14 protein-coding genes and 1 other annotated feature are annotated in these 19262 nt (G+C 35.7%); of the genes, 10 read left to right on the top strand and 4 right to left on the bottom strand.

The features are described 5' to 3' along the window. Positions 1–272: 272 nt before the first annotated feature. The 3 genes from BR77_RS10405 (at position 273) to BR77_RS19110 (ending at position 2575) form a co-directional block, all read left to right on the top strand. Positions 273–1388, top strand: a complete 1116-nt coding sequence (locus BR77_RS10405; protein WP_015075188.1) for a low temperature requirement protein A — start codon at positions 273–275, stop codon at positions 1386–1388. A gap of 89 nt (positions 1389–1477) precedes the next feature. After that, on the top strand, positions 1478–2311 hold the full coding sequence (gene msrA, locus BR77_RS10400) for a peptide-methionine (S)-S-oxide reductase MsrA (RefSeq protein ID WP_015075189.1): 834 nt from the start codon (positions 1478–1480) through the stop codon (positions 2309–2311). 117 nt (positions 2312–2428) lie between these two features. Continuing rightward, positions 2429–2575, top strand: a complete 147-nt coding sequence (locus BR77_RS19110; RefSeq protein WP_158380494.1) for a hypothetical protein — start codon at positions 2429–2431, stop codon at positions 2573–2575. A 97-nt stretch (positions 2576–2672) separates the two neighbouring features. Here BR77_RS19110 and BR77_RS10395 read toward each other — a convergent pair whose 3' ends face one another. After that, positions 2673–3599: a magnesium transporter CorA family protein gene (locus BR77_RS10395; RefSeq protein WP_016356285.1), complete on the bottom strand. Its 927-nt coding sequence runs from the start codon at positions 3597–3599 to the stop codon at positions 2673–2675. A gap of 331 nt (positions 3600–3930) precedes the next feature. Between BR77_RS10395 and BR77_RS10390 the strand changes: the two genes are divergently transcribed. The 6 genes from BR77_RS10390 (at position 3931) to BR77_RS10365 (ending at position 10800) form a co-directional block, all read left to right on the top strand. Continuing rightward, positions 3931–6741 (top strand): sigma-54-dependent transcriptional regulator, encoded by a 2811-nt coding sequence (locus tag BR77_RS10390; protein WP_035064841.1) that lies wholly within the window; start codon positions 3931–3933, stop codon positions 6739–6741. 157 nt (positions 6742–6898) lie between these two features. Next, on the top strand, positions 6899–7393 hold the full coding sequence (locus BR77_RS10385; RefSeq protein WP_010052497.1) for a PTS sugar transporter subunit IIB: 495 nt from the start codon (positions 6899–6901) through the stop codon (positions 7391–7393). A gap of 100 nt (positions 7394–7493) precedes the next feature. After that, entirely contained in the window at positions 7494–8486 is a 993-nt protein-coding gene (locus tag BR77_RS10380; protein ID WP_010052499.1) for a mannose/fructose/sorbose PTS transporter subunit IIA, read from the top strand. 32 nt (positions 8487–8518) lie between these two features. Next, positions 8519–9322: a PTS mannose/fructose/sorbose transporter subunit IIC gene (locus tag BR77_RS10375; RefSeq protein WP_010052501.1), complete on the top strand. Its 804-nt coding sequence runs from the start codon at positions 8519–8521 to the stop codon at positions 9320–9322. Positions 9323–9361: 39 nt separating this feature from the next. Then, complete coding sequence (locus tag BR77_RS10370) at positions 9362–10273, top strand: PTS system mannose/fructose/sorbose family transporter subunit IID (protein ID WP_010052503.1); 912 nt, start codon at positions 9362–9364, stop codon at positions 10271–10273. A gap of 146 nt (positions 10274–10419) precedes the next feature. After that, positions 10420–10800 carry a DUF956 family protein gene (locus BR77_RS10365; protein ID WP_010052505.1) on the top strand — a complete coding sequence of 127 codons (381 nt, stop codon included), beginning with the start codon at positions 10420–10422 and terminating at the stop codon, positions 10798–10800. Between the two features lie 398 nt (positions 10801–11198). Here BR77_RS10365 and BR77_RS10360 read toward each other — a convergent pair whose 3' ends face one another. The 3 genes from BR77_RS10360 to licT form a co-directional block, all read right to left on the bottom strand. Continuing rightward, on the bottom strand, positions 11199–12668 hold the full coding sequence (locus BR77_RS10360; RefSeq protein WP_015075195.1) for a glycoside hydrolase family 1 protein: 1470 nt from the start codon (positions 12666–12668) through the stop codon (positions 11199–11201). Positions 12669–12684: 16 nt separating this feature from the next. Then, on the bottom strand, positions 12685–14544 hold the full coding sequence (locus BR77_RS10355; RefSeq protein WP_035064838.1) for a beta-glucoside-specific PTS transporter subunit IIABC: 1860 nt from the start codon (positions 14542–14544) through the stop codon (positions 12685–12687). Positions 14545–14805: 261 nt separating this feature from the next. Further along, on the bottom strand, positions 14806–15660 hold the full coding sequence (gene licT / locus BR77_RS10350; protein WP_016356286.1) for a BglG family transcription antiterminator LicT: 855 nt from the start codon (positions 15658–15660) through the stop codon (positions 14806–14808). A 679-nt stretch (positions 15661–16339) separates the two neighbouring features. Then, positions 16340–16386 (top strand) — a sequence feature (sodium ion sensor (DUF1646 type); this cis-regulatory element may regulate processes involved in with the transportation of sodium ions). Between the two features lie 67 nt (positions 16387–16453). Here licT and BR77_RS10345 point away from each other — a divergent pair. After that, the gene (locus BR77_RS10345; protein WP_035064835.1) at positions 16454–19219 is read left to right on the top strand and encodes a cation-translocating P-type ATPase; all 2766 of its coding nucleotides are present in this window, start codon (positions 16454–16456) and stop codon (positions 19217–19219) included. Positions 19220–19262: the final 43 nt, after the last annotated feature.

The following is a 19262-nucleotide window of genomic DNA, read 5'->3' as shown; positions in this document are numbered from 1 at the left end:
TTCGCAGTATGGTTTGAAACGAAGCAGGCCATTTGAAGTAGGGTTAGGTGTCTAAAAGGAGTTATAGAGAAAAACTAAAAACAAAAAATTAGTTTGGTTGTTTCTAAAATTAAGATAACGAAGTATACCGTATTCTATAACGTATGAATAACTTATAAAATGGATTTAAGGTAGTTTTTGCCCTTTTTTTAGTCGTTAATCCAACTTAATAATGTTATTATTATATGTTATAATTTTAACGTATAAAATTTGCATCTTGAGGAGGCGTTTTTTTGGAGAAACATAAAGTCAGTTGGCTGGAATTATTTTATGATTTAGTTTTTGTTGTTGCAATTTCATCAACTAGTCATTTGTTGACCACAGTTAATCAACAACCACGTCATTTTTTTGCTATTACTGGTGAATATTTATTAATGATTGTTCCTATGTGGTGGGCTTGGGCAGGTCAAACAATGTTTTTAAACCGTTATAGATTAATTTTAAAAAACCCTCATTACTATACATTTATTCAAATGTTTTTTGTGATGTTGATGACAGCCAGCTTCAATCTAAATTTTAATGAAACTTATTTTACTTTTTTGCTTGGATTTGTCGGAATCCGCGTGCTAACTATTGTCCAGTACCATTCTGTAAAACGTTGCATTGATAATCCAGCAGATAAAAAAATCATTCAACTACTTACAAATTATTTTACATTTTCATTGGTTTTATCTAGCACTTCTTTGTTTTTTACTGGATTTCCGCGTTATTTTATTTTATTTTTTGGAATCTTTTTGGATATTGTGATGCCATTGATTAACCGAAAAACATTACGGGATTCACCTGTTGACGTTAGTCATTTAGCTGAACGTTTAGGTTTATTCACTTTAATTTGTTTTGGAGAGACAGTGGTAGCGTTAATCGCAATTTTAAATGGTCAAACAATGGACGTCTCGACACTTTTATATGTCATTGTTGCTTTTGTGGCAATTAGTTTAATGTGGAGTTCGTACTATGCTCATTTAGATTGGATAATTGATAAAAAACAACTAACGAATGGGCAATTATTGTTGTACAGTAATTTATTTATGTTAATTTCGATTACACTTTTTGCGGCAGCTTTGCATTTAGGTCATCATCCAGTCCTGCCTTTTCGCTTAATAAATCTCTTATTTATCTTTTCTTTTTTATTGTTTTATAGTACGAAACATTTTATTTTTATCTATCATCCTAGAAAAAAAGTTGCTAAAAAAACAGTGAGGAAAATTATCGGATTAGGTGTTTTCGTTATTTTGTTTGGTAGCACTGCCTTTGTAATAAGTGTTACACCTATTTGGATCTTAGCTGTTCTCGTTGTTATATCTTCTTTAGATAATCTCATTTCATATGAATTTGAATTAGAAAAGTAGTGTTCTTAAGACGATTGAGATTATGTGAAAATTTAGTTTATATGTTAGAGTATTTTTATCGTAGCGTGTAATTTGAGGGAGGTCGAAAAATGAAAATAACACAGGAGGAAGTAGTAAGAGAGCTTTATAATCTTATATTAAACTCAGGTACGCGTGAGTGGGAAAGAACATTATTAATGACTACAAGGAATGCATTGGAAAACCAGGCTAATTTTGAGGATCAGTTAGCGAAGCTTGAAAGTGAATTACGTCCACTTGCTAGTAGAAATAATTTGACTCCAGATGTTACTGATTTTTATTTGAAACTGACAGGTGACCCAGTAGGTGAAATGAAATTTGATATGTCTCATCATCGTGGTAAAGATTTAGCGTATCAGGAGCGTGCTATCTTTGGCGGTGGTTGTTTTTGGTGCATGGTTGAGCCTTTTGAAACAAAACCTGGAATTATTTCGGTACTGTCTGGTTATACAGGTGGTCATGTTGAACATCCAACTTATGATCAAGTTAGTGGAGGATATACAGGCCATGTAGAAGGTGTGGAAATTATCTTTGATACCCGAATTGTGAGCTATGAAGAGTTGGTTGAACTATACTGGCAACTTACAGATCCAACAGATGCACTTGGTCAATTTCAAGACCGCGGTACACAATATCGACCAATTATTTTTGTACAAAATACTAAACAAAAAAAGATTGCAGAAACTTCGAAGCAACAGTTAATTGAGTCTGGGAAGTATAAACGACCAATCGTAACTGAAATTCAACAGGCTAGTATTTTTTGGCCAGCAGAAAATTATCACCAACAATTTTATAAAAAACAACCTAAAAGATATAAAAGTATTAAACGTGCTCGACATCAATTATTGAATTATTTACGTTTGAAGGATAAAATTCGCTCGCCTTTCAATAAAGATACTAAATAAAAAAGCCACCTGATGGAGAGTCAGGTGGCAAAAAGGAGTTGTCGTGGCTGTAGATTCTACAAATCGTACAGTCACGAATTTGACCCGAAGGTCTCATTACACTTTGGAGGAGTTGTAATGAAAAATGAAAATAAAAAGTTAGTTTGGTTGTTGTTTAGCTTAGATAAGAATGCTTGTCATCCTTACTACTCTTTTAGTATACCCACAAAATGTGAAGAAAGTATGCCGAAAAGGGTAAAGAAGTTTGACGAATTTAAGAAGTAATTCGTATTTTTAAGGTTATTTCCTATATAAAGTGAACTATTTTAAGCTTAGAAGATTTGAAACTAAATCTAGTGTCGTTTAAACTTGCTCTTCTGAGCTACAATATTTTCGATTTTTTCAAGTAAAAATAAGATCCAGTGATTATGGCAAGTAAAACACCAAGTAACACAAAATAGCCATATTCAAATTTCAATTCAGGAATATTGACGAAATTCATGCCATAAATTCCAGAAAAAATAGCTATTGGTGTTGTGAAAACGGTTATAATAGTTAGTTTATTTAAAAATCCATTGGATTTTTCACTAACCGAAGTGTTGTAGAGCTCTAATAAGTGATCAGCTTTTTCATGTAAACTTGAACCAAACTCATATAGACGACTCATTTTTGTGGAAATATTTTTAAAATATTTTAAATTTTCTTCGCTAATCAAATTATTGTCGTTACTCAAAATTTGATCTCCAATATAAGTCAGTAATCTTAAGTGGCGTTTTGCTTCAAAGGACATTGATTTTAACTGCATAATCGTTTCAAAGTTACCTTCCTCCATTTGTTCTAATAAACGCATTTCTAAATCAGCAATGGTTTGTTCGCTATTTTCTAGAGAAACAAACATTTTCGCTAAAATATGGTCCAAACTTTTATAGTAAGAGTAGGTCAAAGTATCAATGCCATTGGGTTGAATTTCTTTGTCAATTTCGATGTCTGCTACGATTTCATTAAATAAGGTCTCGTTTTGGTTACAGACAAAAATCAAATAATCTTTACTAAAATAGAGATAAACTTTCTCAAATTCTAATTTATTTTCTTGCCATTCAAAAAATGAAAAAGAGGTCACATCATAATCAAAATGACTCTCGAAGTGAATGGTATCTAAATTTTTTTCATTGGCTTCTTCTTTACGTTTCATGATATTAAAACTTTCATAAATATGTTTAAATTTTTCTTGGTCACATAAAATAAAACTACGCTCATTTTGATCAAGGTTGAGCAAATCCTGATCGGTTTTTACATGATAAAATTTCATTTCCTCGCCCCCTATCCTTACTACTATGGTAGCCAATAATTGAACTTTAGTCAATGAAAGCCATCAAATAAAATTAAGAAGTTAATAGCTAACAATATCTTGTTTATGTAAAGCAATACAAGAAAAAAATTGCAATGAATGGTTGCGCTTAGCTCAATTTATTTCCTATAAAAAAACAATTACTAATGATCTTTTCCTACCAAACACCAATTAGTAGGGGAATTTGTATCAAATCATTTCAAAAGAGCCCGAAATTGTGATAGGATAGGGGTTATAATAATCAAGTTGATGGAGATAAACAGAAGCACCCATAACTGAAGGCGGGGTAGAGATGAAGCGAATAGAGAAAATCTATTTATTTGTGAGTAAGCAATCAAAAGCATTAAGTAGAGAAGAAGTGGCTTCTGGAGCGGGAATTACCACAAAAGAAGTAGCAGAAGCTTTTGGGATACAACGTACTAATGCTAGCAAAGATTTAAATGAACTCGTGAAAGATGGTCTATTAGCTAAAATCGATGGTAGACCGGTTCGTTATTTAGAGTGCGGTTTAGTTTCTCAAACCAAACAGAGTCAATTAAAAAAGACTCCTATCCCTACTCGTAGCAAAAAAGAATATGTAGATATTTTTCAAAAAGTGATTGGTGGAAATGGTAGTATGAAAGTGCCGATTGAACAGGCAAAAGCTGCCATTTTATATCCTCCTCGCGGTTTAAATTGCTTGATAACGGGTGCGACGGGTTCTGGTAAAACCCATTTTGCGCATATTATGTTTGAATTTGCTAAGGATAGAGGACTAATTAATGGACATGAAGAATTAGTCGTCTTTAATTGTGCAGATTACGCTCATAACTCTGAATTGTTAATGAGCCATCTTTTTGGTTATGCGGCAGGGGCTTTCACAGGTGCGAACAAAGAGAAAGAAGGATTGATTGCTAAAGCGGATGGCGGGATGCTTTTCCTTGATGAGATTCACAGATTGCCGCCAGAAGGTCAAGAAATGATTTTCTATTTTATGGACAATGGAAAGTACAATAGATTGGGTGAAACAGCCAAGGAACGGCAAGCAGATGTACGGATTATTTGTGCAACGACAGAAGATGCAACTTCCTATTTATTAAGCACATTTATTCGTCGGATTCCAATTAGCATCCAACTTCCTAGTTTTAACCAACGCCAAACGAAAGAGAAAATCGATTTAGTAAAATTAATGGTTGGGATTGAAGCTGAACGCATTCAACGTAAAATATCATTGACTGAAGATGTAGTTAAAGCCCTAATTGGAAGTGTAACGTATGGCAATGTTGGACAACTAAAATCAAATATTCAGCTGATTTGTGCACGCAGTTTTTTAAGCCATATGGACAAAGAAGAAATTGTGATTACATTGGAAGATTTAACCGAAGAAGTTAAAATCGGACTCAGTTTATTAGCCAATAATCGCCAATTTTTAGCAGAATTAGCCCAAGATTTGGAGCCTATTATGGAAGTCTCACCAGATCAAAATCTAATGTTGCCGCTAGTTGATTCTTACGAGCTACCTTACAATTTATATGAAATTATTGATGAAAAAGCAGCATTGCTAAAAGATGATGGTGTGGATCAAGATTCGATTAACCAATTTATTATGACAGATATTAATGTTCATTTAAAATCGTTTTACAAGGATCATCGCCTAACGTTCGATATTGAAAAAAAATTAGCCGAAATTGTCGAGCAAAAAGTCATTGATTTAACGAAGAAAATCTATGATGTGGCTAAGGCTAAACTTAATGATAGTTTTCAGGTCAATTTCATCTATGCTATGAGCCTGCATATCAGCTCTTTCTTAAAACGTCATCAATTAGACAATCAAGGTGAAATGAATAGCAATGACAGTATTCGGAAAATGGTGAAGGAATATCCGGCTGAGTATGAAGTCGCATTAGACATCAAAGCCTTAATTTTAGACGCTTATCAGATTGAAATTCCCCTTGAAGAAGTCGAATACTTGACCGTTTTATTAGTTTCCCTTAAGAAAGAAAAGCCAACGGGACGGATTGGAATTGTGGTGGCGGCTCATGGGAACAGCACCGCAACAAGTATGGTCCAAGTTGTAAAGCAGTTATTTGGTAGCGATAATCTAGTTGCCGTTGATATGCCCGTTGAAATGAAACCTCGAGTTGCTTTAGAAGAAATTATTAATGCTGTAGAGCAGGTTAACAATGGTAGCGGAGTGATTTTACTAGTGGACATGGGTTCATTAGGAACCTTTAGCGAAGAAATTCATCGTCGCACGGGAATTCTAGTACGTACGGTGGATATGGTTACGACGGCATTAGTTTTAGAGGTAGCTAGAAAAACGGAGTTACTAGACACAGATTTAGATCGACTATTTCATTCATTGAAAAACTTCAGTGGGTACGGAAATAATTTAAATCAAGAACCCGAACAAGAAGTCCCACAAGCAAATCAAAGCTTGAAGAAAGCAATTGTCGCAATCTGTGCTTCTGGCCAAGGAACTGCCCAAAGAATGAAAGATATTATTGAAAAGTACCTGGCAGAAGTTGGGGAAAAAGAGCTAGAGGTTTTACCGATATCCATCGTTGAAATGGCTGCTGTATTAAAGAAACTGCAAACAAACTATCAATTAATTGCGGTGACTGGAATTGTGGATCCAAAAATCGGGGTCCGTTATATTCCAATGGAACTCTTATTTTCAGGAGAAGCCAAGAGTATTCTGCAAGAATTAGTGCTAGATGCAGAAGATATTTTTGAACCGGTTGTTTTAGATGATCAACAATCGTGGGAAATTTGTCAAGATTACCTGCGAACAAACTTCACCTTTATCAATGCAGAAAAAGTAATGGAACCTTTTTGGGCATTTACACAAAAATTAACAGAAGTCTTCCTAGGCGGACTAACCAATCAGGCCTTTACAATTAATATGATTATGCACTTAGGTGGAATGGTTGAACGGATAGTCAGACAAGACTGTTTGACAGTACCAGAAGACCAACGCTCTGATTATAACTTGGAACGTTTTCAACAAGTAAAAGAAATTGCAAAAATAGTAGAAGAAGCTTTATTAATTAAAATTCCGCCAGAAGAACTGTATTATCTTGTGCAGATTTTAAACAATACACTAGAAACAGAAGTGAAATAGAGTATCATTAGAAAACAATACACTGTGTAGTGTATTGTTTTTTTGTATTGATGCTTTTTTATTGTTATTTTAACAACGTTTAGCAACGATACACTAAAGTTGGCACGGAACTTGCTTATATATTTAGTGGATAGTAAATAAGAAAGAGGGGATTGTTTTGGCGATTGATATCCGCTTAGTAAGAATTGATGATCGACTAATCCATGGGCAAGTTGCCACGGTTTGGGCTAAACGGCTAGATATCCAGCGTATGATCGTGGTTAGTGACGCTGTTACCAAAGATAATCTGCGAAAAACATTGCTTCAACAAGCAGCTCCGCCTGGCATTAAAGTTAATGTCATTACGGTAGCTAAAATGATTGAAGTGTATTCAAATAAATTATTTGATAATGTTCGAGTGATCTTATTGTTTACCAATCCAGTTGAAGTAGCAAAAATGGTTCAAGCAGGTATTTATTTTCCAACAGTAAATATTGGAGCAATGGGCTATACTACAGGAAAGAAAATGATTTCGAATACAATTGCGATTGATGATGATGATTTGAAGGCTTTTACGTATTTAGATAGCCGGGGAATTGAATTAGAGATTCGCAAAGTTATTACCGATAGTCAACAAAACTTGATGGATGTTTTAAAAAAAGCTAAACTTTAGTAGCTTTGAATTAATGACAGAACTTGAGAGGGTGTGGTGGTGTTAACTATATTCAAGTCACAGGTCAAAAATAAAGATAAATTATTTAGGAGGTAGAGAGATGGTAGGAATTATCCTAGCAAGTCATGGCGAATTCGCTGAAGGTATCTTGCAATCTGGCGCAATGATTTTTGGCGAACAAGAAAACGTTAAGGCCGTTACGTTGATGCCTAGCGAAGGTCCTGATGACGTCAAAGCAAAAATGCAAGAAGCAATTGCATCTTTTGACAATCAAGACGAAGTTTTATTCTTAGTTGATTTATGGGGCGGTACTCCATTTAATCAAGCGAGCAGCTTGTTTGAAGAACATAAAGATAAGTGGGCAATTGTTGCTGGTATGAGTTTACCAATGGTAATTGAAGCTTACGCGTCTCGTTTTTCAATGACTTCTGCACAAGAAATTGCAACCCATATCATTGGAACTGCAAAAGAAGGTGTTCGAGTGAAACCTGAAGAATTGGAGCCAGAAGAAGCAACTTCTGCTGCAGTTACTGAAGATGCACTTCCAAAAGGAGCACTTGCTCCAGGAACTGTTGTTGGCGATGGCAAATTAAAAATGGTTTTAGTACGTGTCGATTCTCGTTTATTGCATGGTCAAGTAGCTACTGCATGGACAAAATCAACTCAACCAAACCGTATTATTGTTGTTTCAGATGCAGTATCTAAAGATGATTTACGTAAAAAATTAATTGAACAAGCAGCTCCACCTGGAGTAAAAGCAAATGTTATTCCAGTTGAGAAAATGATTGAAATTGCAAAAGATCCTCGTTTTGGGAATACAAAAGCATTATTGTTATTTGAAAACCCACAAGATGTTCTTAGAGCAGTTGAAGGCGGAGTAGATATCGAAGAAGTTAACGTTGGTTCTATGGCTCATTCAGTTGGAAAAGTCGTTGTTAGTAAAGTACTTTCTATGGGACAAGCAGATGTTGATGCTTTCGAAAATCTAAAAGCAAAAGGTGTTAAATTTGATGTACGTAAAGTACCAAATGATTCTAGCGCAAACATGGAAGATATCTTGAAAAAAGCAAAATCTGAATTAGCAAACGCATAGTCACACAATAAATTAAAAATAGGAGGCGTATTATGTCTATTATATCAATGGTTTTAGTAATTCTTATCGCTTTTCTAGCTGGTATGGAAGGAATTTTAGATGAATTTCAATTTCACCAACCACTAGTAGCATGTACCTTAATCGGTTTGGTAACAGGTAATTTAACGGCCGGTATTATTCTTGGTGGTACACTTCAAATGATCGCGCTTGGATGGGCAAATATCGGAGCAGCGGTAGCACCAGATGCAGCCTTGGCATCAGTAGCATCAGCAATTATTTTAGTATTAGGTGGTCAAGGTGAAAAAGGTATTCCTTCAGCAATCGCGATTGCAGTACCTCTTGCAGTAGCAGGTCTTTTCTTAACAATGGTTGTTCGTACAGCCGCTGTACCGATTGTTCACATGATGGACACGGCTGCAGAAGAAGGAAACTTCAAAAAAATCGAAGCATTACACATTTTTGCCGTATGTTTACAAGGGATTCGTATTGCGATTCCTGCAGCAGCACTTTTATTTATCCCAGCAGAAACAGTTCAATCTTTCTTAGAATCAATGCCTGCATGGTTAACTGAAGGTATGGCAATTGGTGGTGGTATGGTCGTTGCTGTTGGTTACGCATTAGTTATCAACATGATGGCAACAAAAGAAGTATGGCCATTCTTCATTATTGGTTTCGTTGTAGCAGCAATTTCTCAATTAACATTAATCGCACTTGGTGCATTAGGTCTTGCTTTAGCCTTCATCTACTTGAACCTTTCTAAAATGGGTGGTTCTTCAAATGGCGGCGGTGGCGGTAACTCCGGTGATCCGTTAGGCGATATCTTGAACGACTATTAATTTAAAAAGAAAGCGAGGGAAAGAGAAATGGCAGAAAAAATGGCAGAGAAAATTGTATTAACTAAAAAAGATCGTTTAGCCGTTGCATGGCGTTCAACATTTATTCAAGGTTCTTGGAACTATGAACGTATGCAAAATGGTGGTTGGGCATTTTCAATGATCCCAGCAATTAAAAAATTATATTCAACAAAAGAAGATCGTGCAGCAGCACTGAAACGTCACTTAGAGTTCTTTAATACTCACCCGTATATTGCTTCACCAATTCTAGGAGTTACTTTAGCACTTGAGGAAGAACGTGCAAATGGAGCACCAGTTGATGATGTAGCGATTCAAGGGGTTAAAGTCGGTATGATGGGTCCTTTAGCTGGTGTTGGTGATCCAGTCTTCTGGTTTACTGTTCGTCCAATGTTAGGTGCTCTAGGAGCATCATTAGCAATGGGTGGAAATATCTTAGGTCCAATCATTTTCTTCGTAGCTTGGAACTTAATTCGTTGGGGATTCATGTGGTATACACAAGAATTTGGTTATAAAGCCGGTTCTAAAATCACAGATGATCTTTCAGGTGGATTATTACAAGATATTACTAAAGGAGCATCAATCCTCGGTATGTTTGTTCTGGCAGCTTTAGTACAGCGGTGGGTATCGATTAAATTCTTGCCAACTGTTTCTGAAGTTAAGTTAGACAAAGGTGCATATATTGAATGGGGTAACCTACCTGGTGGCGGCGAAGGCATGCAAAAAGCCTTTGAACAAGTTAACTCTGGTATGGCACTTTCACCTATAAAAGTTACAACATTACAAGATAACTTAGATCAATTAATTCCTGGTCTAGCTGCTTTAATGTTAACATTCTTCTGTATGTGGTTGCTTAAGAAAAAAGTTAGCCCAATCGTTATTATCCTTGGTTTATTCGTAGTCGGTGTACTTGGCCACGTAATCGGACTTTTATAATATGATTAGATCGCTCGGGCTTTGCCCGAGCTTTTTTATTTCAATTGGTTAGAGTGAATTTTGGAAGTAGTGTTATTTTTGTAACGCTAAGTACTTAAAAAATGGTATACTAAATAAAATAAGTTAGATGAAATGGAGCAGAGATTATGGTTGAGTCAATTAATACAAAAGTCGATTTGGTAATAGACGCTACTGCTTTTACAGGATTAACTGATTATGGGAAAATTATGATTGGCGATAAAGGCTTTGAATTTTACAATGCCAGAGATGCTCGCAAGTTTATTCAAATTCCTTGGGAAGAAGTAAATCATGTTATTGCCTCGGTTATGTTTAAAGGCAAATGGATTCCGCGTTATGCGATTGAAACGAAAAAAAATGGTACGTACACATTTTCTTCTAAGAAACCGAAAACAGTTTTACGGGCCATGCGAGAGTATGTTGATCCCGCTGATATGATCCAATCTTTAAGTTTCTTTGATGTCATGAAGCGTGCTGTGAAATCGATTAGTTGGAAGAAGAAGAAATAGTGGTTTAATTTTTAAGTATTTGGATTAAAATTAGGCAGAGTATGGAGGGAGTTACAAATTCCTACGTACTCTTATTTTTTTAGCAAATTGAAAAAATAAATTTTAAATAGTCGGAAAAGTTGTTTTCCTTAAATTAAAGAAAGAGATCAATTAATCAATGAATGATTAGTTGACCTCTTATTTTTTTAGTTTAGGAATGTTTATTCTTGCCTTGACCAAGCTTGTAGTTGACGTACTAAAAAAAGACAAAAAAAATAACCGTCTACTTTAGCGAGTGATTCGGTTATTTTTTAACTAATTAAACTAAGCTACCGTCTTAAACGGTTCTACATCAAAGGGACGTGTTACTAGCACGTTTTCTTTTTTATTATAGCATGTTTGTATTTATCCAGTCAATTTCAGCTTAAATCGGCCCCATTGGTGGCAATGACTTTTTGATACCAATAGAAAGAATCTTTCTTACTACGACTTAATGTACCGTTGCCGTCGTCATCTTGATCGACATAAATAAAGCCGTAACGTTTAGACATTTCGGAAGTACCTGACGAGACAATGTCTAGAGAAGACCACATGGTATAGCCAATTAACTCAACGCCATCAACAATTGCTTCGCGCATTTGTTCAATATGTTTTTGTAAATAATCAATCCGATACGTGTCGTGGATTTTTCCGTCTGTAGTTACATAATCTTCGGCACCAATTCCATTTTCAACGATAAAGAGTGGAACTTGGTAACGGTCATATAAATTATTCAATGTATAACGTAGGCCTTTTGGATCGATTTGCCAGCCCCATGCAGAGCTTTCCAAGTAAGGATTTTTTAATCCTTTTTTCAAATTAGCATCGGTTTGGTCCAGCTCATTAGGATTGGCGCTAGAGATGTTCGACATATAATAACTAAAGGCTAGATAATCGGCTGTGTGGGTCGCCAACAATTCTTTGTCACCATCTGCCCATTGAATCGCTACATCATTGTCCTTAAAGAAGCGGTTCATATAACCAGGATATGCCCCACGGATCATGACATCTGTGTAAAAGAAATTATCATATTGGTCGTCGTGCATCATTTGCAAAACGTCATCTGGATTACAGGTTGCCGGATAGGTAGTAAAGCGTGCAATCATGCAGCCCATCTGCGCTTTTGGATTAATTTCGTGGAGTCGTTTCGTAATTAAAGCTGCCGCTACAAATTGATGATGCACGGCTTGGTAACAATCTTGGACATACTGATCGGTTTTATCTGCCACTACACCGGTTGATTTAAAGGTCGAGAACCTGCCTGCGTTGATTTCGTTAAAGGAGATCCAGTAAGTTACTCGTTGACCAAAATGAGTAAATAAAGTTTCTGCGAAACGTGTGAATAATTGAATCACTTTACGGTCAGTCCACCCACAGTAGTTCGTAACTAAGGCTACAGGCATTTCGAAATGAGAGATTGTCACAAGTGGTTCCATCCCGTATTTTTCAATTTCAGTTAGAACAGCATCGTAAAAAGCTAAGCCTTCTTGGTTGGGAGTTAACTCGTCACCAGTTGGGAAAATTCGACTCCAAGCCATGGAAAAGCGAAAGACTTTAAAGCCCATTTCGGCACATAAAGCAATATCTTCTTTGTAATGATGATAAAAATCAATGCCATGACGTTTTGGATAGCGCTTTGTATCGGGATCTGTTATCGCTGCCTCAATTTTTTCGGTTGTTATATTTCGGTGTTTAGCCAAATCTTGACGATCAATCTGGCTATCATAAAAAGAAATATCGGAAACAGCCATGCCACGACCGTTTTTACCGTATCCTCCTTCAGTTTGGCAGGCGGCTATGGCACCGCCCCATAAGAAATTCTTTGGAAAAATGGATGTTGAATTTGTCATAATAAATGGCTCCTTTTTATAGTAAAGTAATCAGACGATCGCCCATTTGGGTTTCTTGTTTTTCAGTTGGGATCACGTCTTCGTAATTGGTTGAGTTGGTAATAATGATGGGTGTTGTCACATCAAAACCTGCTGTGACAATGGCATCTAAATCAAAGGCAACTAATAGATCCCCTTTTTTGACATGCTGGTTTTGTTCTACTTTTAAATCAAAGTATTGGCCATCTAATTGTACAGTATCTAATCCAATATGGATGAGGATTTCTGCACCTTCATCAGATAGAAGTCCAATGGCGTGTCCAGTTTTGAAGGCAACTGTTACGAAGCCATCTACTGGTGAAACGATTTCGCCAGTAGATGGAACGACGGCAATCCCGTTACCTAAAATGCCAGAAGCAAATGCTTTATCTTTTACATCAGACAAAGGTAGAAGTACACCATTTACTGGGCTAGCAATCGTTTCGGATTGAACACTTGTTGTTGGCTGAATGGTGTCCTTGTTGTTTGTTTCTGTTGTTGTTTCACTAGGAATATCTTCAAAGCCAATCAGGTAAGTTAAAACTGCGGCTAAAGTAAAAGATACAGCAATAGCGATTAAAAATCCTACAAAACCCTCTCCATTTGGCCCATAAAAGGCTGGTATCATTAATATACTAGAAGGACCAGATGCGTATCCAGCACTACCTGCATATCCGGCAATCCCCCCACCGACAGCGGCAGAAAGAATACCAATCAGAAATGGACGTTTTAAGCGTAAAGTAACTCCATAAACAGCTGGCTCAGTAATTCCGAATAGAGCTGTCAAAGCAGCAGAAGCAGAAAGAGCCTTAAATTCTTTGTTTTTTGTTTTAAGCATGACACCAAGTGAGGCACCAGCTTGAGCAAAAACAGAAATGGCAGTACTAGGTTTTAATGGATCTTTTCCCATCGTTGCAATGTTATTAATCATCACAGGAACGATGCCCCAATGTAAACCGAATATTACTAAAATTTGCCAAGAAGCTGCAATGACAGCACCAGCAATAATTGGATTAAAAGCAATGATTGCTGTTAAAATTGAAGCAATCCCATTCCCAACATAAACACCAAAAGGTCCAAAAAACATCAGTGTTAAAGGTACAATTGTGACAAGTAAAATAGCTGGAGTGATAAAGTTTTTAATACTTTGATGCAATCGTTTATTTAAGAATTTTTCTACGATACTCATTACATAAATCGCTAAAATGATTGGAATCACTGTTGATGTGTATTTCACCATGACAATTGGAATTCCGAAAAAATGAACAGCCTTAGGGCTAGCCGCTAATTCGATAATTGTAGGATAAATTAACGCACCAGCAATGGCTACGGCGACATAAATATTGGCTTTAAATTTGCGAGCAGCTGTAATAGCTAGCAGCATTGGTAAGAAATAAAACAGACTATCGGCAATTGCATTTAAGATAATATGCGTTGAAGAATCCGGCATAACCAGTTTAAAATTTAGTGCTAGCGACAACAAACCTTTTAAAATACCTGCGCCAGCCATAACCCCTAAGAGTGGAGTGAAAATAGTGGAAATTAAATCGATAAATTTACCGAAAATCGTTTCATCTTTATTTGTCGTTGTTTCAGTAGAATCATCATTTGTTAAATTAGAAATTGCTCCAATCGCCTCATAGACTTCAGGGACCATATTTCCGATGACAACTTGAAATTGTCCGCCGCTTTCCATCACTGTTACAACACCAGGGATAGCTTCAACTTGAGTTTTATCAACGAGGTCTCTATTTTTTAATTTAAAGCGTAGACGAGTAGCACAATGAACCAGTGAAGTTACATTTTTTTCACCGCCAACGTTTTCTAAGATTGTTTGAGCTAATTGATTTGTATCCATTTTAAAATCCTCCTATGATAAAAAGTTTGTTGATCCGTTTATTTTCAAGTTAAGGGACAGACATGTTTCAACAGTCAAATAAGTTCCGGACCCTATTTTTGGCAAAAGAAAAACCTAAACCCTTACTAAAAAAGTATACAGTTTGCCTGTAAATCTTCTTTAGTAAAAGTTTAGGTGTCGCCTGCCGAACAGTCACAATCCTCTAACCTGTTACATTCGTATATGAACTTATCCAAATGATAGCACTTCCAAAAAGGGTTGTCAATCTTTATTTGTAAGTGCTTTATCTCTTATTTTTAAACGTTTTAAGTGAATGAGCAAATACAACATCTCTTCAGAGGTCAAATCAATGTGAAAAGTTGCATAGATATATTCTGCAATTTTTGTGGTACAAGTATATGCTTGCGGATATTTTTTTTTCATCATTAAATAGAGTTCTGGATCTTCATTTTCGAGTAAATGATTTTTACTAACACGTTGAACAAAAAATCTAAGATGCGTTAAAAAGCGGTAGAAATTTAAGGATTCCTCATCAAATTCTGCGCCTAAATGGTACTTAACAATCTTTAAAATTGCTGCGACTTCCTTTGTACTGGCAACAGTAGCGTTCATCTCTTCATTCATTTCGGCATTGATCAAGTGCATAGCGATAAAACCAGCTTCATCAATAGGGAGTTCGATTGCAATTTCAGTTTGAATCATAGTCAAAAATTCTTTGGCTAGTCCAAACTCGGCAGGATAAAGCCGGTTGATTTCCCATACTAATGAGTTGCTAATAGTTTGTTCATTTTCGTGTCGCTTTAGGGCATGATAAATATGGTCAACTAAAGAAACATGTAAACTTTCGTTGAGTTTTTGCTTTAGTCGCTGTTTGGAAATATCAATAAATTCTTCAGTAACCTTTAAAATTGGATAAGGTACTTCATCAATTAGCGAATTAAAATGTTGTTTTAATCCGTTATTTTCTAAATGGAAAATCTTATCAGCTCGTGTAATGTCTACAGGGTCACCAGCATTTTGTTTGAATCCAATGCCTTTTCCCATCATAACTTGTTCGATTCCGTTATCGTCAATAGCGATTAAAACGTTGTTATTCAAAATTTTATGTATGTTCATTTTTATCCTCCTAAATTTCAGTGACCTATTTGAGTTGATTCTACTCTATACAAGTCAAAAAGAAAAGGGTTTCTTTTTTAGCTGGAATTTAAAAAGAAGTTCTCTTAGATAACTTTTTTTGTTACGTAAGTGATATAGTAAAAAAGAGAAGTTTATTTGCAAAGTACTATTAGAAAATTAATTGCTTGTTTTTATGATAGGGATGCTGATGAGGATGGATAGCCAATAAGGCGGAGGCGCTTGTAAGAGGGCAGTCTCAAAAAAGAGAAATCAATTATTGGTTTCCCTTTTTTAGTTTTCCATCTTCTCAATAATACTAAAACAAAAATAACAAACAAATGCCCCAACTAAAATTAGAATTGCCATATCAAGACCTCCATTCTTTATAAATTCATATGTATTTCTGATGACTTTAGTTTATCAAGACAATCTGGAGTATGTATGGAGTTTATCTAGAAATTACCTGTTTTTTTGCATATTAAAAAAATATTGTAGAACTGTTTAAATAACTCAGTTCTACGCTATAAGGTTACACTAAAACTATTTATTAAACATCTTAAAAGAGAAGGAGAAAGTGAATAAAAAAAATTTTCATTTTTTAACTAGAATTTTCTCATAATTTAAAATAAATAGTGAAAAAAGTGGTATAATAGTAATACAAGTAAATACAAAAAAACTAGGTTGGGCGCAAGCTTTCAAGACATAGTTCTCCAAGGGTGAGGAGAACATCTTGATTGCTTGCGCTCTTTTTTGTGTTTAATTTGAAAGAAACATAAATGGAGGGAATGTTTGGATGAAGTATTATACAAAGGAAAAACACGAGGTGTTGAAAGAATTTGATGTCACGATTGAGTCAGGTTTAACTGATGCATCAAGTGCAGCAAATAGAGAAAAATTTGGCGAGAATAAACTTAAAGAAGAAAAAGCAGATCCGTATTGGAGAATTTTTCTTCGTAGTTTTAAGGAGCCAATCGTCATTGTATTAATGGGTGCGATTGTCTTATCTTTTTTTAGTGCTTACTATGATTTGCAAATTAAGGGCGATATCAAACATGGAACTGAAGCTATCTATGAAGGTACAGCGATTCTAATTTTGATTTTAATTAATGCAACACTCTCTTTTTGGCAAGAAATCAGTGCTAAAAAAAGTTTAGATGCTCTAAAACAACTATCTAATCGAAAAGTGTCTGTTATGCGCAATGGAAATTGGGGACATTATGATTCGGTGGATCTAGTTCCAGGAGACATTGTGAAAGTCAATGTCGGCGATTTTATTGAAGCAGATATCCGTTGGTTAGAGACGTCAGAACTGCAAATCATTGAATCGCATTTAACTGGCGAAGCAGATGCTATCCAAAAACAAATTGACGCTTTAGAAGGTGACGTTGGAGTTGGAGATCAAACCAATATGGGCTTTTCAGGTTCAACTGTCTCAAATGGTAGTGGAATTGGGATTGTTGTGGCAACAGGACAACAAACAGAGTTAGGTAAAATTGCGGAGTTGCTTCAAAATGTTGAGTCAAAACCTTCGCCTTTGCAAATGACGGTTGGAAAATTAACCAGATCATTGATGCTTATTTCAGGTGTAGTGGTTGTCTTTACGTTAGTGGTTGGTTTGTTCCAATCCTACCAAGCAACCGGAGTCTTAACTTTTTCGGCTGTCGGTAGTGTCTTATCAACGGCAATTGCTTTAGCGGTAGCTTCAATACCAGATGCTTTGCCAGCTGTTTTATCTATTGTATTAACAATTGGAGCTAGCAAAATGGCTAAAAATAAAGGCTTAATCAAATCCCTAAGCAGTGTTGAAACATTAGGTGCAACATCATATGTATGTTCAGATAAAACAGGAACATTAACAAAAAATGAAATGACAGTCATCAAATTTTTCGCAAATGGTACAATTTATTCTGTTTCTGGTAAAGGCTATGGACCAGAGGGCGAAATTACAAGTACAGATTCAAATGCACCAAGTTATCATGATTTTGTTAAAGGTGCGGTATTGTGTAATGAAGCTGAAGTGAAGTTTATTGATGGGAAATATAAACCGTTTGGTAATCCAACAGAAGTAGCATTGACTATTTTAGGTGAAAAAGCCCAACTTAAGAAAGAATCTTTACTTGAGCAAGGAATTGAAATCTACCGTGTATTGCCTTTTACAAGTAGTCGTAAGATGATGAGTGTCATTGTAAAAGAAAATAATGAGTATAAATTATATACAAAAGGTGCTCCAGATATTTTAATTGAAAAAAGTCGCTTTACGTTACAAAATGGCAATCTTGTTGACACGAGTGATGTAAAAGAACTTTTAGATACAACAACATTATCTTTTGCTAACGAAGCATTGCGTACGTTGGCAGTAGCAGAAAAAGTGATTTCAAAAGAAGAAGCTGAAACAGGTTCTGTAGAAGAACTTGAAACTGGATTTACCATGACGGGAATTGCAGGGATCATTGATCCGCCAAGAGACGAAGTTAGAGCTTCAGTTGAATTGTTGAAAGAAGCCTCTGTCAAAGTTGTGATGATTACTGGAGATCATGAAGCAACAGCGAAGGCAATTGCTTATGATTTAAAGATTATTGATTCAGTGGATGCACCATCAATCAAAGGTGCGGAAATCGAAAAAATGTCTGATGAAGAGTTGTTCCAACGTGTGAAAGATACACAAGTTTATGCGCGTGTTTCACCAGAGCACAAACAAAGAATTGTTGAACAATTACAAAAGCATGGTGAAATTGTTGCTATGACTGGTGATGGTGTCAACGATGCTCCGGCTTTAAGAGCAGCAGATATCGGGATAGCAATGGGAATTGCTGGAACTGAAGTGACAAAAGATTCAGCTGATTTAATTTTATTAGATGATAAGTTTACGACTATTGAAAAAACTGTTGAGAGCGGTCGAACGATTTATGCGAATATAAAAAACTTTATTCGTCATGAGTTAACAACCAATGTTGCTGAAGTTCTTTCTTTATTAATTGGTTTACTATTCTTTACAACTGGTATCGGACAAGTTTCAGCTTCAACACCAACGTTGACAGCCTTAATGATTCTTTGGGTCAATATGGTAAGTGATGCCATCCCATCATTTTCATTAGGATATGATGTAGCTGAGTCGGATATTATGAATGAGAAACCACGCGATCCAAAGGAATCTGTTTTGGCAAATTATACGTGGTCACGTGTATTAATTCGTGGAACGGTCATGGGTTTAACAGTCTTTTTAGCCTTTGTTTGGGCAGCGAAAAGTGGCTTATCAGGTAACCAAGCACAAACAGTGGCTTTCTTAACACTGGTATATGGCCAATTATGGCATGTATTTGATGCACGTAGTTCAAAAACACTATTTAGAAGAAATCCGTTTCAAAATAAGCATTTGATAGCTGCAGTCTTATTTGCGGGGATTAGTTCTTATTTAGTGACGATTATCCCATTCTTTAATACAGTGATGGGAACAGCACCTTTATCGTTAAACATTTATTTACTCGTATTATTTGTTCCTGCGATTCCAACCTTAGTTTTATCAGGCTTAAAAGAAATTTTTGGCATAAAAATCTGGTAGAAATAGATAGGATTGCTATTCTTTTTCCTTAGAGATATACTAG

The organism is Carnobacterium maltaromaticum DSM 20342 (assembly GCF_000744945.1).
Classification (GTDB): domain Bacteria; phylum Bacillota; class Bacilli; order Lactobacillales; family Carnobacteriaceae; genus Carnobacterium; species Carnobacterium maltaromaticum.
The sequence above is the reverse complement of the archived record's forward strand: the minus strand, read 5'-3'. Positions and strand labels throughout refer to the sequence as shown.

Coding starts and splice junctions, on each gene's coding strand:
- BR77_RS10375 (WP_010052501.1), top strand. CDS start 8,519: ATGTCTATTATATCAATGGTTTTAGTAATTCTTATCGCTTTTCTAGCT.
- BR77_RS10360 (WP_015075195.1), bottom strand. CDS start 12,668: ATGACAAATTCAACATCCATTTTTCCAAAGAATTTCTTATGGGGCGGT.
- BR77_RS10395 (WP_016356285.1), bottom strand. CDS start 3,599: ATGAAATTTTATCATGTAAAAACCGATCAGGATTTGCTCAACCTTGAT.
- msrA (WP_015075189.1), top strand. CDS start 1,478: ATGAAAATAACACAGGAGGAAGTAGTAAGAGAGCTTTATAATCTTATA.
- BR77_RS19110 (WP_158380494.1), top strand. CDS start 2,429: ATGAAAAATGAAAATAAAAAGTTAGTTTGGTTGTTGTTTAGCTTAGAT.
- BR77_RS10390 (WP_035064841.1), top strand. CDS start 3,931: ATGAAGCGAATAGAGAAAATCTATTTATTTGTGAGTAAGCAATCAAAA.
- licT (WP_016356286.1), bottom strand. CDS start 15,660: ATGAACATACATAAAATTTTGAATAACAACGTTTTAATCGCTATTGAC.
- BR77_RS10355 (WP_035064838.1), bottom strand. CDS start 14,544: ATGGATACAAATCAATTAGCTCAAACAATCTTAGAAAACGTTGGCGGT.
- BR77_RS10380 (WP_010052499.1), top strand. CDS start 7,494: ATGGTAGGAATTATCCTAGCAAGTCATGGCGAATTCGCTGAAGGTATC.
- BR77_RS10370 (WP_010052503.1), top strand. CDS start 9,362: ATGGCAGAGAAAATTGTATTAACTAAAAAAGATCGTTTAGCCGTTGCA.
- BR77_RS10345 (WP_035064835.1), top strand. CDS start 16,454: ATGAAGTATTATACAAAGGAAAAACACGAGGTGTTGAAAGAATTTGAT.
- BR77_RS10365 (WP_010052505.1), top strand. CDS start 10,420: ATGGTTGAGTCAATTAATACAAAAGTCGATTTGGTAATAGACGCTACT.